This window comes from Budvicia aquatica DSM 5075 = ATCC 35567 (assembly GCF_000427805.1).
GTDB classification, from domain to species: domain Bacteria; phylum Pseudomonadota; class Gammaproteobacteria; order Enterobacterales; family Enterobacteriaceae; genus Budvicia; species Budvicia aquatica.
The window spans coordinates 22,754-37,998 of sequence record NZ_ATYS01000050.1 but is presented as its reverse complement, the minus strand read 5'-3'; the positions used below and the strand labels follow the sequence as shown (position 1 = coordinate 37,998).

Annotated in this window: 13 protein-coding genes and 4 tRNA genes; 1 reads left to right on the top strand and 16 read right to left on the bottom strand. The window is 44.8% G+C overall.

The genetic code is table 11. From position 1 onward, the window contains the following. Positions 1-37: 37 nt before the first annotated feature. The 4 genes from YWE_RS0116845 to YWE_RS0116830 form a co-directional block, all read right to left on the bottom strand. Positions 38-114 (bottom strand) — tRNA-Pro (locus YWE_RS0116845). A 72-nt stretch (positions 115-186) separates the two neighbouring features. Continuing rightward, positions 187-272 (bottom strand) — tRNA-Leu (locus YWE_RS0116840). Between the two features lie 34 nt (positions 273-306). After that, positions 307-382, bottom strand: a tRNA-His gene (locus YWE_RS0116835). A gap of 65 nt (positions 383-447) precedes the next feature. After that, positions 448-524 (bottom strand) — tRNA-Arg (locus tag YWE_RS0116830). 374 nt (positions 525-898) lie between these two features. On the opposite strand from YWE_RS0116830, the gene sstT reads away from it, so the two are divergent. After that, positions 899-2,155, top strand: coding sequence for a serine/threonine transporter SstT (gene sstT / locus YWE_RS0116825; RefSeq protein ID WP_029095593.1), 1,257 nt, complete (start codon positions 899-901; stop codon positions 2,153-2,155). A 66-nt stretch (positions 2,156-2,221) separates the two neighbouring features. Here sstT and wecG read toward each other — a convergent pair whose 3' ends face one another. From wecG to wecA, 12 genes are all read right to left on the bottom strand, one after another. Beyond that, a complete protein-coding gene (wecG, locus tag YWE_RS0116820; RefSeq protein ID WP_029095592.1) occupies positions 2,222-2,950 on the bottom strand; it encodes a lipopolysaccharide N-acetylmannosaminouronosyltransferase in 729 nt (242 codons plus the stop codon). Between the two features lie 18 nt (positions 2,951-2,968). After that, entirely contained in the window at positions 2,969-4,330 is a 1,362-nt protein-coding gene (wzyE, locus tag YWE_RS0116815) for an ECA oligosaccharide polymerase (RefSeq protein WP_029095591.1), read from the bottom strand. Beyond that, positions 4,330-5,418, bottom strand: coding sequence for a TDP-N-acetylfucosamine:lipid II N-acetylfucosaminyltransferase (locus tag YWE_RS0116810; protein WP_029095590.1), 1,089 nt, complete (start codon positions 5,416-5,418; stop codon positions 4,330-4,332). The genes wzyE and YWE_RS0116810 overlap by 1 nt, the downstream gene beginning before the upstream one ends. Then, a complete protein-coding gene (gene wzxE, locus YWE_RS0116805; RefSeq protein ID WP_029095589.1) occupies positions 5,415-6,665 on the bottom strand; it encodes a lipid III flippase WzxE in 1,251 nt (416 codons plus the stop codon). The genes YWE_RS0116810 and wzxE overlap by 4 nt, the downstream gene beginning before the upstream one ends. A gap of 1 nt (position 6,666) precedes the next feature. After that, a complete protein-coding gene (rffA, locus tag YWE_RS0116800) occupies positions 6,667-7,797 on the bottom strand; it encodes a dTDP-4-amino-4,6-dideoxygalactose transaminase (RefSeq protein WP_029095588.1) in 1,131 nt (376 codons plus the stop codon). 18 nt (positions 7,798-7,815) lie between these two features. Continuing rightward, a complete protein-coding gene (rffC, locus tag YWE_RS0116795; RefSeq protein ID WP_029095587.1) occupies positions 7,816-8,526 on the bottom strand; it encodes a dTDP-4-amino-4,6-dideoxy-D-galactose acyltransferase in 711 nt (236 codons plus the stop codon). After that, positions 8,504-9,385: a glucose-1-phosphate thymidylyltransferase RfbA gene (gene rfbA, locus YWE_RS0116790; protein WP_029095586.1), complete on the bottom strand. Its 882-nt coding sequence runs from the start codon at positions 9,383-9,385 to the stop codon at positions 8,504-8,506. Before rfbA ends, rffC begins: the two co-directional genes overlap by 23 nt. A gap of 111 nt (positions 9,386-9,496) precedes the next feature. Then, the gene (gene rffG, locus YWE_RS0116785) at positions 9,497-10,570 is read right to left on the bottom strand and encodes a dTDP-glucose 4,6-dehydratase (protein ID WP_174768716.1); all 1,074 of its coding nucleotides are present in this window, start codon (positions 10,568-10,570) and stop codon (positions 9,497-9,499) included. Next, positions 10,561-11,823, bottom strand: a complete 1,263-nt coding sequence (gene wecC / locus YWE_RS0116780) for a UDP-N-acetyl-D-mannosamine dehydrogenase (RefSeq protein ID WP_029095584.1) — start codon at positions 11,821-11,823, stop codon at positions 10,561-10,563. Before wecC ends, rffG begins: the two co-directional genes overlap by 10 nt. Then, positions 11,820-12,950 (bottom strand): non-hydrolyzing UDP-N-acetylglucosamine 2-epimerase, encoded by a 1,131-nt coding sequence (gene wecB, locus YWE_RS0116775; RefSeq protein WP_029095583.1) that lies wholly within the window; start codon positions 12,948-12,950, stop codon positions 11,820-11,822. Before wecB ends, wecC begins: the two co-directional genes overlap by 4 nt. A gap of 80 nt (positions 12,951-13,030) precedes the next feature. Continuing rightward, positions 13,031-14,062, bottom strand: coding sequence for an ECA polysaccharide chain length modulation protein (wzzE, locus tag YWE_RS0116770; RefSeq protein ID WP_029095582.1), 1,032 nt, complete (start codon positions 14,060-14,062; stop codon positions 13,031-13,033). Between the two features lie 21 nt (positions 14,063-14,083). Further along, positions 14,084-15,181, bottom strand: a complete 1,098-nt coding sequence (wecA, locus tag YWE_RS0116765) for a UDP-N-acetylglucosamine--undecaprenyl-phosphate N-acetylglucosaminephosphotransferase (RefSeq protein WP_029095581.1) — start codon at positions 15,179-15,181, stop codon at positions 14,084-14,086. Between the last annotated feature and the right edge of the window lie 64 nt (positions 15,182-15,245).

The window sequence follows — 15,245 nt, the reverse complement described above, 5'->3', positions numbered from 1 at the left end:
CGTAAAAAAACCTGCTCGAAAGCAGGTTTCTTAAAATTGGTCGGCGAGAGAGGATTCGAACCTCCGACCCACTGGTCCCAAACCAGTTGCGCTACCAAGCTGCGCTACTCGCCGAAATTTACTTCTTTATTTCTTTGCTACTTTAACTACTTTTTACTTTCGCAACTATAAGAAATTCAATTTGTGTGGTGCGAAGAGAGGGACTTGAACCCTCACGTCCGAAGGACACTAACACCTGAAGCTAGCGCGTCTACCAATTCCGCCACCTTCGCAATGCCACAAAACTTTATTTCTTTAGTACTAAAATGGGGTGGCTAATGGGACTTGAACCCACGACAACTGGAATCACAATCCAGGGCTCTACCAACTGAGCTATAGCCACCATAAATTCTTGCTCAACCCGGTATTTAAACCGTAGAGACCATCTCAGCCCTTTCGCACTATAAATGGTGCGCCCGACAGGATTCGAACCTGAGACCTCTGCCTCCGGAGGGCAGCGCTCTATCCAGCTGAGCTACGGGCGCGTAGTAGTGCGCCGTTGCGGATGAGGATACTACGTATTTAGCGCCCGTCTGTCTAGCCCTTTTTTAAGGATTTTTCTCATTTGCTCACTTCATCAACGATTAGGATACTTTTTTATCTGAAAACAGTGATAAATCACTATCGTTATAGAATTAATTCATCACGATAGTGATTTTTTGCTTCCAGAAAAGGCTAACCTCTTTTAAAGTCAGACAAGCAGACTCAAATAAGTGCCTGCATATAATAAATTAAAGCAAACACACACTTCATGTTAGATCTCTGCGCCTGATAATCAGGTGTAAAGATGCTATCGGCCAAAGAGCTAACCCGAAGTATTGGCGTGGAAAAGTTATATCTATCTTAGGGAAGTTTCACCGTGAGTAATTTAAGTAAACCATTTCTCTTTATTCGTCGTAGCCTGGTCACTCAGATTTTAATAGGCCTGTTCGCCGGTATCATTTTAGCCTTAGTATCGCCATCCACAGCAATGGCAGCCGGATTGCTGGGAAGTTTATTTGTTAGCGCATTAAAATCTGTCGCTCCAATATTAGTCTTTATATTAGTTGCCTCTTCTATTGCCAATCATAGAAAGGGACAAAAAACCAATATGCGGCCTATTGTCGTTTTATATTTGATCGGTACGTTTTCGGCGGCTCTGATTGCCGTTCTTGGTAGCTTTATGTTTCCTTCAACGCTAATTTTAGCCTCTTCAGAAGCAAGCATCACCCCACCGGGCAGCGTAATTGAAGTATTGCATGCCGTGCTGTTTAAGATGGTAGACAACCCAGTCAGAGCACTGATGGATGCTAACTATATTGGCCTGCTGGTATGGGGAATCGCGCTTGGTGTTGCTTTACGACATGCTTCAGATACCACTAAAACCGTTGTCAGCGATTTATCCTATGGCATCACTTTTATTGTACGCCTAGTGATTAAGCTGGCTCCAATCGGTATTTTTGGCCTGGTCTCTTCCACGCTGGCCGATCCGGAAACGGGTTTTGAAGCCTTCAGAGGTTATGCCCATCTGCTATTTGTTTTGATCGGCTGTATGTTTGTCGTCGCCCTAATACTCAATCCGCTGATTGCTTATTTAGTTATGCGTCAAAACCCTTATCCACTGGTTCTTGTCAGCCTGCGAGATAGCGGAATACCTGCATTCTTTACCCGCAGCTCAGCAGCGAATATTCCGGTGAATATGGCGCTATGTAAGAAGTTAAACCTGAAAGAAGAAACATATTCCGTTGCTGTTCCATTAGGAACTGCTATCAATATGGCCGGCGCAGCGGTGACGATTACCGTGCTGACGCTGGCTGCGGTTAACACGCTGGGCATTGCCGTTGATATTCCTACTGCGCTGTTGCTGAGTGTAATTGCGTCTATATGTGCCTGTGGTGCATCAGGCGTTGCTGGAGGCTCTCTGCTGCTGATTCCGGTTGCCTGTAGTATGTTCGGCATCCCTAATGAGATCGCGATGCAGGTTGTGGCTGTGGGCTTTATTATCGGGGTATTGCAGGACTCGGTAGAAACGGCGATAAACTCATCAACAGACGTCGTCTTTATCGGCGCAGTGTGTAAAGCTGAAGAACAGAAAGCAGCGACACAAGCGACTGCCGATGCCATTAATCAAGCCTAAGTTAGATTGCATCAGACAATAAAAAAGCCCGCAAGGGCTTTTTTATTGATCGTCAAAACAAAATCATCACAGCTTATTACCATAGTGATAGGCAACATACTTTAATAACTTAAACTGACGCCGCCAGCGAGTAGGCTGCGAAAGTAAGCGATATAGCCACTCCAGCCCCATATCTTGCCAAGCCTTTGGCGCACGTTTTACATGACCGGTAAAGACGTCATAGGTGCCGCCAACGCCCATGTATAGCGCATCAGGATAAACCTTACGGCAATCTCGCATAAGTAGCTCTTGCTTTGGTGAACCCATAGCGACCGTAACGAACTTTGCACCACTGGCACGGATACGCTCAAACAGAGCGTCACGTTCTTCGGGCTTAAAGTAGCCATCCTGACTTCCCACAATGTTGACATTCCATTGGGATTTTAATTTATGTTCTACTTCTGACAGAATCTCTGGCTTACCGCCGATTAAAAAAACGGGCGTTCCCAGGCTGCCAGCACGTTCCATTAGCGCTTCCCAAAGATCTGCACCGGCAATGCGTTGCATATCAGTTTCAGGGTATTTACGCCGAATAGAGCGCACAATACTAACGCCGTCGGCATATTTGTATTCAGCAGCGTCAATCAACTCACGCAGCGGCTTATCTTGCTCTGCGGTCATGACTTTCTCAGCGTTAATGGCAATTAACGTCCCGGTGCGCACATTGTTGCCATCAAATAGATGATCAACAAACTGAGCCATCGAACGAAAGCCCCAGATATCAATACCGCGGATACTATACTTAGCAATACTCACATTGCTCTCCTAAACCACTTACGCATCACTAATTTTAGCCTGTCTGGCAGACATTGAGTTACGAACCCTCTGCCGGACCATTCCACAAGCGTCAAATGCCCAGTACAACAATTTCGCCATAACCAGACATAATAAAAACACTAGGCTGAAGAATACTACCCGGGAAACAAATGAATCCAACCCTTCTCTCGCCAGTACAATGATATTGAATATTGCACCAAAGCAGAAGGCCTGCAAGATAGCACTCTTATAACGATTTGGCTCCGCTTTCCCTTGCTCATACACCCAGTCGAACCATTTAATAATCAGCCCAACCCCGATCGCGCCTAACGGAATAAACCAAATTCCCCCCATGACGACCAGCGATCCAATCAGGGTCGGGGATATCGCTAAGCCGGCATGATAATTCAGCACTTCCCAAGTAAAATAGTTAGCGGTGTTTACCACTAAGTCAGGCCTTTCAGGCCATAGCCAAGATGGAATAAATACGTAGAAGTCGCGGACTATTGGCGCAAGCCCCTGAAACTCAATTTTATCGTAATTCTGCAGCAGTAAAGCCAAGTTTTCCCATGGAGAGAACGTATCCCGGGTTAGGTATAAAAAGGTATAAAATGCCTCTTCACCGGAAACATTCATACCGTAGCGCTTAAGCGCCAGCCAGAACATACCAACAACGCCCGCAACACCCGCCATAACCAGCATCCAGAGAGTAATATGGCCTCTGGCAATACCGATAAATAAGAACAGGGCAAAAGCGATCAGAATATTAGCTCGGGTACCGCCAACAACGATATAGGTCAAAATACCAAAGGCGACGGTACTGGCTAAAAATAAGAACCAGCTGCGCGTATCTTGTTTAAGAAAATAGACAATCAACATTGCCGGAATGAAAAAATAGAAAAAGCGTTTTAACGCCACACCGCTGACATCGCTGGAGAATATCTGGCTATACTTCTCTAATTTGAACAGTAAAAACCCGTTTTGTAAGAAGAAAATGCCTACCGTTGAAATGGCTACCAGCGCCAGTAACATCCATGTCAGGTTAGTTTCAACCCGATTCATGGTAAATATCGGTGCCCGCGGCGTCGCACGAGGTTTTAATAACCGCGTTTTATAGCAAACATAATAAATAGCGTAAAAGCACGTCGCTGACAGCATTGCATTAAGTAAGGAATCAACCTCGACAACCTGTACATCAAATTGAAAGACCAGCAAACAGGTCAGAGGGAAACCAAAATAAAATGTTAATAAATAAAGCAAAGAAAACAGAACGTTAAAATTAAAACGAACCCGTCTAAACTCTTTATAAGTTAAGAATAGAATAAAAACCAAAGAAATTAAGTAAACCGCAAACAAACCACCGAACTGTGCGGGCATCATTATTTTGTTTCTCCAGCAGCCACACCAAGGGCCTGCTTCCAACCTTCAATATAGTTCGGATTAAAGAACGCGATATGACTTTTATCTAAGGACTGTAATTTAGTCTGAGCATGTCTAACTGTCACTTCATCAACCTTATCACCATAAAACAGGAATGGAATATTCTGTTCCTCAAGATCGTGCCAAAACGGATTATTCCGGCTAATCACAAACGGAACACCGCTTTGAATAAGCAGACAAAGTGTACCAATACCTTGCTGGCGATTAAAAATAAAGTAACCTACATCACAGCCGGCCAGTATAGACAAATAGTCATTAAACGGAATTTGGTTAAGTAAAAGCTCAACCTGCCCCTGAGGGAATAATAGCTTGGCACTGGTACTAATTTCATCAATATAAACCTGATTATTAGCCGGATAGCCTAAGGGCACAATAACCCGAACGTTATCAGTACCAAATTTGTCATGAATCTCTTGTAATGCCTCAATATGGCGATTAGTCCGATCCCCGGAGTTACCCACTAATATCGTCAGGGGCTTCTGCTCATCCTGCGCCGATGTTTTCGGCAGATATAACGGATCCATTCGGGTCGGAAAATAGAGAAGCGAGTTTAAAACGTCCGGATGGCGCTGCTGGTAGTGAAGTAAGTCACCACGGGTGGCAAACACGTGCCCGACCTTACCCTGGGCGATTCGGCGGAGCTGATAAAACAGACGGTATTTCCAACTGGTTGAATTTTCATATAAATCAGCCCCCCAGATATGCCAACTCACCTGATGAGGTTTAATCTGATTCAGCAATAACGCCAACCATAGCTTAGGGTTAAATTGCCCATGAAATAAAAACCGCACCGATGCGTCTGATTTTGCCCGAGTAATAACCGCCTGAGCCAGTGATTTTTTGTCATTATAGCGTTCAATATTCAGTCGACTGAATGCTTCAAACGGTGAAGTATCCTTGGCTGCAACCATAAAATACTTCGCATACTCATGTGGAGTCTGCTCTGACAACACATCATTAAAAAAACGTAATACAGTAACGTTATGATGGGGAATGTCTGAACCTAATATATGAATCAAAGTTGTCATGATCGTCTACGATAAATAAAGAAAATGCAGCTACAAAGCATAAAATAGATGATATAGGTAGCCATATAAGACTGGGCGGCACCTAATGCCCCATTCTGCGGTATCAGCCAATGAGAGAATCCGACCAATAAGATGAACTGGCTAACCTCGGTCAGGATATAAAACCGTAATGACGCCTTGGCAATCACTAAATAGCCGAATACATAGGATCCAACCTTCAGGACATCCCCCACCAACTGCCAGGCGAATAAATCACGCATCGCCACAAATTTGCTAGAAAAAAGCAGCCAGATAGCAAAATCACGTAATACCCAAACGCTAAAACTCACCAATGCAACAGCCGGCAGAACAAAACGCAATGAACGTAAGATTTCTCTGGAAATATCCTGCTTATTAGTAAGACGAGACAGGGTCGGCAATAAATATACGGTAAAAGAGGCGGTGATAAATTGAAGGTAGGCATCAGAAATACTACTCACCCCTTGCCAGATACCAACGTCATCCCAGCTATAATTCTTCGCCAGCAGATTACGCATCATCACATAGGCTACCGGTATAGTAACCGAAGTAATCAACGCCATGATGGTGAATTTACCCAAATTGCTGGCTAATGCCTTATCCCACATTGGCTTAATATAATGCAACGGGATTGTTTTTCTACGCCATAGAATAAAACCGGCCGGTATAACCACTAGAGCCGGCACAAGCGCTAAACCAGCCAGTGCACCTTCATAACCGCCCAGCAGGTAACAAACAACGTATCCTATTACGCCAAATAAGCTTCCCCCAATAACGCCCAGCGCATTACCAACGGCATCTCTATAGCCTTTAAGAATAGCGAGGAAGAAATTGGCATAGGCGATCCCCATCTGGATAAAAGCCACCGCCCTGACGACATTCTGATATTTAACGTAACCAAACAGAGCGGCGCTAATAGGTTCAGCAAATAGCAAAAAGAGAACCGCCAGCAGGGTCGAGAAACCTAAAATAATGCTGGCTGAAGTTCCTAATGCTTTACGTAATTGCTCTGGCTCTTGTTGGTATTGGGCAACATATCGGGTAATTCCATTAAATATACCCGCTCCCGATAATACGCCTAATACCGTAATCAACTGCCGAAAATTACCGGCCTGTCCGACGCCACTGGGACCAAACGAAACGGCGAGTAGCTTGACGATCAACAGCCCTACGCCAATCTTAATTAGCGTAGAGCCGGCCGTCCATATTGAAGCTTTAGCCAGAGACATATCAGGCGAAGTAACTCAGGATTGTATTAATCACCGTACGTTGATTGATATCTGTCATATTAAAGAACAGCGGTAAACGAACTAAGCGATCGCTCTCTTTGCTGGTATAGCGATCTTCGCCATGGAAGACGCCAAATTTCTCACCGGCAGGACAAGCATGCAGCGGAATATAGTGGAAGACCGCCATAATTTCAGCCTCTTTCAGATAGCTGATAAAGCTAGTCCGGTCTTCAACGTCCCTAAGTTTAATATAAAACATATGGGCGTTTTGTTTGCAGTCAGCAGGAATAACAGGCAGCTCAATGCGCCCTTTATTCGCTAATGGCTTAAACGCATCGTAATAATTATGCCATAGCTCAAGGCGACGCTGATTAATCGTCTCAGCGGCTTCCAGTTGCCCCCAAAGATAGGCCGCTTGTAGGTCAGCCATCAGATAACTGGAACCAATATCACGCCATGTATACTTATCGACCTGTCCACGGAAGAATTGACTACGGTTAGTGCCCTTTTCGCGAATCACTTCAGCCCGGTCAATTAACGATGGATCATTAATTAATGTTGCACCACCTTCACCGCCGGCTGTGTAATTTTTAGTCTCATGAAAGCTAAAGCAGCCAATGTGGCCAATAGTTCCTAAGGCTCTGCCTTTATACGTCGACATAACGCCTTGAGCCGCATCTTCAACAACAAAAAGATCGTGTTTTTTAGCCAAGGCCATAATCACGTCCATCTCACAGGCTACGCCCGCATAGTGAACGGGAACAATAGCTCGGGTATTTTCATTAATGGCAGCTTCAATCTTGGTTTCATCGATGTTCATGGTATCCGGGCGTACATCAACAAATACCACTTTCGCACCGCGTAATACAAAGGCATTGGCGGTGGAGACAAAGGTAAAGCTCGGCATAATCACTTCATCGCCGGGTTTGATATCTAACAGCAGCGCGGCCATTTCTAAAGATGCAGTACAGGATGGTGTTAATAATACTTTATGGCTACCAAAACGCTGTTCCATCCACTGCTGACAGCGGCGGGTAAATCCGCCGTCACCACATAACTTACCGCTGCTCATTGCGGCTTGCATATATTCTAATTCGGTACCAACAACGGGAGGGGCATTAAACGGAATCATTTTTTCCACCTAAAATAGTTATCTGTATAACCAATATGCGGTGCTGCTTATTGAAGCACCGCTACGAATATAGAGACGTAAAGCTGCAAGATTTCCCATCTGGGTAGCAACGCACAGGCGCTTTAGCCCCTGTTCTGCACACCAACGCTTTGCAACTTTCATCAATTCAAGACCAATACCTTTGTTACCGCCTTCTGGCCAGACGCCTAATAAACCGATACGCCCCTGTGACTCATCGATAGCGCGTAGCGTGACAAATCCTAAAGATTTGCCCTGCGCATCCTCAAGCAGTAAACATTGGCGATCAAAAGTGCCCAACACGGCTTTTTCTATCCATAATGCATAAAACCGGCTGCTGTCATCAGGCTGGTACCAAGGCGTACGAAATCGGCTATGCCGGAAAATATCAGACGCAACCGCTCTTAATTGAGGAATGTCATTCTCAGTCGCTAAACGACATGAAAATCTCAGTTCCGGTGTTAAATCAGCGCCACGGTCGACCACTAAAGAAAAATCAACCTCGCCTTCGACAAAATGAAAATCTAGCGCGCTTAATTCATCAATAATATCAACCCGATTGGCCGGTACCTTTGCCTGAACAAGACTAAAATCAGCCAATCGCTCACCGTTCAGCAAAGGGGCTGATTCAGAAAAATTAAGCCTAGCCGTCGGGAGAGTGAAAAAATCGCTCTCCCACTCTAACAAATCAATACTGGCGCGGACGGACATTTAACAGATCCTGTAGATACTTACCGTAGCCAGTCTTTGAGAGTAGCTTGGCTGTTTTCAACACGCTTTCATCCCCCAGCCAGCCGTTACGCCATGCAATCTCTTCCAGACAGGCAACTTTAAATCCTTGACGCTTCTCTATCGTTTGCACAAAAGTACTGGCTTCAATCAGGCTGTCGTGAGTGCCGGTATCTAACCATGCAAAACCCCGGCCAAGTAGCTCAACGCTAAGCTGGCCTTTTTCCAAATACATTTGGTTAATCGACGTTATTTCCAGCTCACCGCGCGGCGATGGTTTCACTTGCTTAGCCAGTTCAACCACCTGATTATCATAAAAATAGAGCCCGGTAACAGCCCAGTTTGATTTAGGGTTAACCGGTTTTTCTTCAATAGATAACGCTCTGAAATCATCATCAAATTCAACAACACCAAAACGCTCCGGATCCATAACCTGATAGCCAAAGACCGTCGCTCCCTGCTCTCGGGCGGCAACACTGCGCAATTTTGGACTAAAGCTCTGACCAAAAAAGATATTATCGCCCAGCACCAAACAGCAGGAATCACCGTTAATAAACTCTTCACCAATCAAGAAAGCCTGAGCAAGCCCGTCCGGGCTTGGCTGAGCGGCATAGCTTAAATTAATACCAAACTCTTCCCCATTGCCTAACAGGCGCTGAAAAGAAGGCAGGTCTTCTGGCGTAGAAATAATTAAAATATCCCGAATGCCCGATAACATCAGCACGGACAAGGGATAATAAATCATTGGTTTGTCATAAATAGGAAGTAATTGCTTCGATACACCACGTGTAATCGGATAGAGACGCGTACCGGAACCGCCCGCAAGAATAATGCCTTTCATTGGCTTCACCGTTTTCACCGGCCATTTTAATCAATAACCGGGACTAATCTTAATAAAGGATAATACGGGAGATCGCTAGCTTCGATGCCCCCATATCATTGAATATTAGAACTAAGACTCAAGTCCTATACGTTCCCTGGCATAAGTACCATCCTGAACGCGTTGCCACCAAGTTTCATTCTCTAAGTACCAGGCTACCGTTTTACGAATGCCTGACTCAAAGGTTTCCTGAGGCTTCCAACCCAGCTCGCGCGCAATCTTATCGGCATCAATAGCGTAACGCATATCATGGCCGGGACGATCGGTCACAAAGGTAATTAAATCTTCATATTTAGCTAAACCGACAGGTTTAGCGGGCGCTAACTCTTCAAGTAACTGACAAATGGTACGTACCACCTCAATATTCTTGCGCTCATTATGACCGCCAATATTGTAGGTTTCGCCAACGACGCCTTCAGTCACCACTTGATATAATGCCCGAGCATGATCTTCGACAAATAACCAATCCCGGACCTGAGCACCGTTGCCATAAACCGGTAATGGTTTACCTTCCAGTGCATTTAAGATCACCAGAGGAATCAGCTTCTCCGGGAAGTGATAAGGACCATAGTTATTAGAACAGTTAGTCACTATCGTAGGTAGGCCATATGTTCTCTGCCACGCCCTGACCAAATGGTCACTTGAGGCCTTAGAGGCTGAATATGGGCTACTTGGAGCATACGGAGTAGTTTCAGTAAACAAATCATCCGTTCCGTGTAAATCACCATACACTTCATCGGTAGAAATATGATGAAAACGAAATGACTGTTTTGCTTCTGTACCAAGATTTATCCAGTAATGACGCGCTGCTTCAAGCAGGGTGTAAGTACCGACGATATTGGTTTCAATAAAAGCCGCAGGCCCATCAATTGAACGGTCGACATGACTTTCAGCAGCCAGATGCATCACTAAATCCGGACGATGCTGTGCAAATACACGGTCCAGCGATGCTCTGCCGCAAATATCCACCTGTTCAAAAGCATAGCGTTCAGAGTTTGAAACTTGATTCAATGAATCTAAATTGCCGGCATAAGTCAGTTTATCAACCACAATAACGCTATCGGTCGTGTCGTTAATAATATGTCTTACCACTGCAGAGCCGATAAATCCGGCCCCACCGGTAACTAGAATCTTACTCAACGCCATACTCCTTTAGTATCGATAATCCACTCTTGCTTAACCTGATCCGGACTGATTGCTTTAAATTGGCTGTGATCAACTAACATCACCAGTACATCAGCATCAACCAAAGCCTGTGCGGTATCAGTTAGCGCCACTTTTTCTGCCAACACTTTAGGCAATTGATGAACGTTTGGCTCAACGGCTAAGGTTGTACCCGCATGCCAATCAGCAATCATATGGGTAATTTCAAGTGCCGGGCTTTCGCGTAAATCATCAATATCGGGTTTAAAAGCTAAACCAAAGCAGGCGATTTTTATTTCAGCCGCACGTTTTCCTGTTGCGGTAAGGCAATCAGCAACCGCAGATTTAACCTTATCTAACACCCAATAAGGTTTGCCGTCATTGACTTCACGGGCGGTACGCACCAGACGAGCCTCTTTAGGATTCTGAGCCACAATAAACCATGGATCAACGGCAATACAGTGCCCGCCAACGCCCGGTCCAGGCTGGAGAATATTGACTCGAGGGTGGCGATTAGCTAAACGAATTAATTCCCATACATTAATATTCTGATGGTCACAAATCAGTGATAATTCATTAGCAAAGGCGATATTGACGTCGCGAAAACTATTTTCGGTCAGCTTACACATCTCTGCGGTGCGCGCGTTGGTAATAACGCACTCACCTTTTAAGAAAATTTTATACAGCGCACTGGCTCTTTCAGAGCAGCGGGGAGTCATACCACCAACCACCCGGTCATTTTGAATCAGCTCAACCATGACTTTGCCCGGCAGTACACGTTCAGGGCAGTAAGCGACATTAATATCAGCAGCTTCGCCAGCCTGCTGAGGAAAAGTCAGGTCTGGACGAGCAGCGGCTAACCATTCAGCCATTTGCTCGGTAGCACCAACCGGTGAGGTTGACTCTAAAATAACCAAGTCACCCTTTTTCAGCACCGGCGCGATTGATTTAGCAGCCGCCTGAACATATACCATATCCGGCTCATGATCGCCTTTAAATGGGGTAGGAACTGCAATCAGGAAGGCATCCGCTGGCTGAGGCTTAATGACAGCCTGTAAACATCCGGCTTCAACGGCTTCTTTAACAACTTTATCTAAATCTGGCTCAACAATATGGATCGCACCGCGATTAATGGTATCAACCGCATGCTGATTAACATCTACACCGATAACTTTCTTTTTACGTGATGCAAAGGCCGCTGCGGTAGGTAACCCAATATATCCCAGACCAATAACAGAAATTGTTTCAAAACTCATAGCTTCACCTGATTGTTTTTTAAAGCGTCGAGAATACGTTGACAGGCTTTTCCGTCACCGTATGGATTATGAGCGCGACTCATTAAGTGATATTCGTTTTCATCAGTTAAAAGTCGGCTAACTTCTTCCATAATTAATGCAATATCCGTACCAACTAATCTAACCGTCCCGGCTGCCAAGGCCTCCGGACGCTCTGTTGTTTTTCTCATGACCAATACCGGTTTACCTAAGGAAGGCGCTTCTTCTTGAATCCCGCCTGAGTCGGTAAGGATTAAATAAGAATGGTCCATCAGATAGACAAAAGGTAAATAGTCCTGCGGATCGATTAAAATGACATTATCAATATCGCTCAGGATGCGTTTCACCGGCTCACGCACGTTAGGATTAAGATGAACCGGGTAAACAACTTGAACCTCAGGATGGGTACGGGCAATATCCGCTAAAGCACCACAAATACGCTCGAAACCATCGCCAAAACTCTCACGGCGGTGGCCGGTAACCAAAATGACTTTTTTCTTTTGTTGCAGGAACGGATAGCGTTGTTCCATCTCGTTGCGCAGTGAACTGTCATTCTTAATACGGTTACGCACCCAGAATAAAGCATCAATAACCGTATTCCCGGTAACAAAAACTCGGTTTTCAGGTATGGCTTCGGTAAGGAGGTTTTGCTTTGAGGTTTCGGTTGGCGAGAAGTGATACATGGCTAAATGGCCAGTAAGCTTACGGTTGCCCTCTTCAGGCCAGGGAGAATAGATATCCCCAGTACGTAAACCCGCTTCCACATGACCAACAGGAATTCTCTGATAGAACGCAGCTAAGCTAGTGGCGAGTGTGGTGGTGGTATCACCATGCACTAATACCACATCGGGCTTGAAGTCTTCTAATACAGGTTTAAGTCCTTCAAGTATCCGGCAGGTGATCTCTGTTAGCCCTTGCCCCGGGCGCATAATATCTAAATCATAATCAGGTTTAATATCAAATAATTTTAGTACCTGATCCAACATCTCCCGATGCTGGGCTGTCACACAAACTCTAGATTCAAAATAGGTGTCGCCAGCTAATGCATGTACTAGCGGTGCCATTTTAATCGCTTCAGGCCGCGTACCAAAAACAGTTAACACTTTCACAGAGAAATCTCTTTAAGTCATCAATTGCGGTAACTAACCGCTATTCAGGCGCCTTTAGGCGCCTATCCTTATATCTTTATTTACTTCCACCTACGACTTAAGGCAACGCCAGCACCAATTAACCCACCGATTCCACCCCACATAATCAATAAGAATAGGCGACGAGGTTTATCACGAGTAATTGGATCTTCCGGCGTGCGTAAATAACGATAAGTCTTAAATTTAGCATCCGGCGTTATGCCATCGCTTAACGAAGAAAGTACAGCGCGATCCCTATCATAATCACTATCAAAATCCGGACCATTCGCCTGCAATGTTTCAAGCCTTGCCTGCAGCATTGGTTTACCTAATAAGAACAGCTCTGAATTAGGTAACTGCTCTGCGGGGGTGTCAGTCTGCAAACGGCTAATGCCCTGCTGTTGAGCAATTTTTAACGCTTGTTCAACACGTTTAAGATCGCGTTGATAGACTGAATTGGCGATATCTTCCTGGCGTTTAATTTGATTGCTCAGCGTGGTTTGGCGCGCGGACCAAGTACCTAAAAGCTCTTCATTTAAATGTAAAACAGCTCTCTGGCTGGCAAAATCAATATATTGGCGCAGCAGTTGGTTAGCATCACTTGGCGTTTCTGCTGATAGCTTAATGCTATCATTTATTCCCTTTTTATCATCACGGGGAATAAAGGTAATATTGTTAATTAACTCATCCAACAATACCGCATCAGCGCGGGCATCACCTTCTTTACGCTGCTTATAATAATCAGTTTGTAACCAAAAATCCCGGCGTGAATCATAAGATGACAACTGCCTGATAAACTCACTATAGACATCGTCAGGAATCGGATTTTCGATTGTTTGAGCGCTATTATTCATATTGCGCACTAGCCCGCGAAGAAACTGCTGTTGAGAATAGTATCCCCCCAGCATATTCACCGTAGGCTTATCGGTAATCGCCGTAGTACTCCACTCTTGTTTCACTAAATAAGAATAAGCGAGGGCGGCAGAGGCAAAAATAAGTGCTATACCAATAATCCAGGCTTTCCCATACCACAGTGAGTAGCATAGCCCGCGAATATCTAATTCATTATCAACTGACTGGTTCTCTGGTTTCATGTCTGCGACAAAAGCCTCTGGTTAGGAAATACGTTGATGTTTATCGGTCCGCCGCATACGACGCTTAGCACGTTTAATAAAACGGGCAACGCGCCACGCATGCTTAATGCAGAAGCCATATAACATAAATGCAAGCAAGAAAAGTGCCAACATCATCCATTCAGAGAGATAAAGGATGTGTTCACCGATAACGCCAACGGCAGCCAATATAGCAGCGGCCAGGGTAATTAAAATAAATGCCTGGCGGGAGGTGAACCCGGCACGCATAATTAAGTGATGAATATGTTGCCGATCGGCAGAAAAGGGACTCATCCCCTTACGTAACCGACGATACATAATAGCAATCATATCAATTAAAGGAATGGCAATAACCCACAAGGCCGTTACCGGATTCATCGGATGACCTACGCCTTGCGTACTCTGCAACAAAATCCAGATAACGGTAAACCCAATCAGAGTACTGCCGGCATCACCCATAAATACTTTATAGCGTTTACCGAATGCCCCCAAATTGAGTAATAGGTAAGGGATAGTGGCTGCGATAATAGCAAAACAGAAGTAGCTTAAATAAGCTTGGCCATCAATAAGCAATAATATGCCCAAAGCACCAAAAGTGACGCTGCTTAATCCCCCTAATAGGCCGTCAATACCATCAACCATATTAAAGGCATTAATCGAAGCCCATACTGCAAATAACGTTACCAGATAACCTACCGGGCCAAGAACTAACTCCCATGGACCCAGTATTTTCCCTAAGCTATGCAAATAAAGTCCGGCAAAATACATCATTGCAACCGCAACGAGTGCCTGAACAGAAGCGCGAAATTTAACGCTAATATCGAACCGATCGTCTACTGCGCCGACAAAAAGTAATAAACCGGAGCACATAAGATAAATGCCGGGTTGTTCAACCTCATTCCAATTCAGAAATAGGTATAAACAAATCCCAGCATAGACGGATATACCGCCAACTAAAGGAATCGTTCCCTGATGGCGTTTTCGATAATTCGGTTTATCAACTAAACCGATTTTTTTGGCTACTTTCCTGGCAACAAATAAGAAAGCCAAAGAAAATAAAAAGACGATGGCAAGATCGCCACTCATATTGAGTAAATTCACGATTAGCGGCTCTCAATAAAATTATGAGTGCTAGGATCTTACCCTAACACTCATAAATATTTAA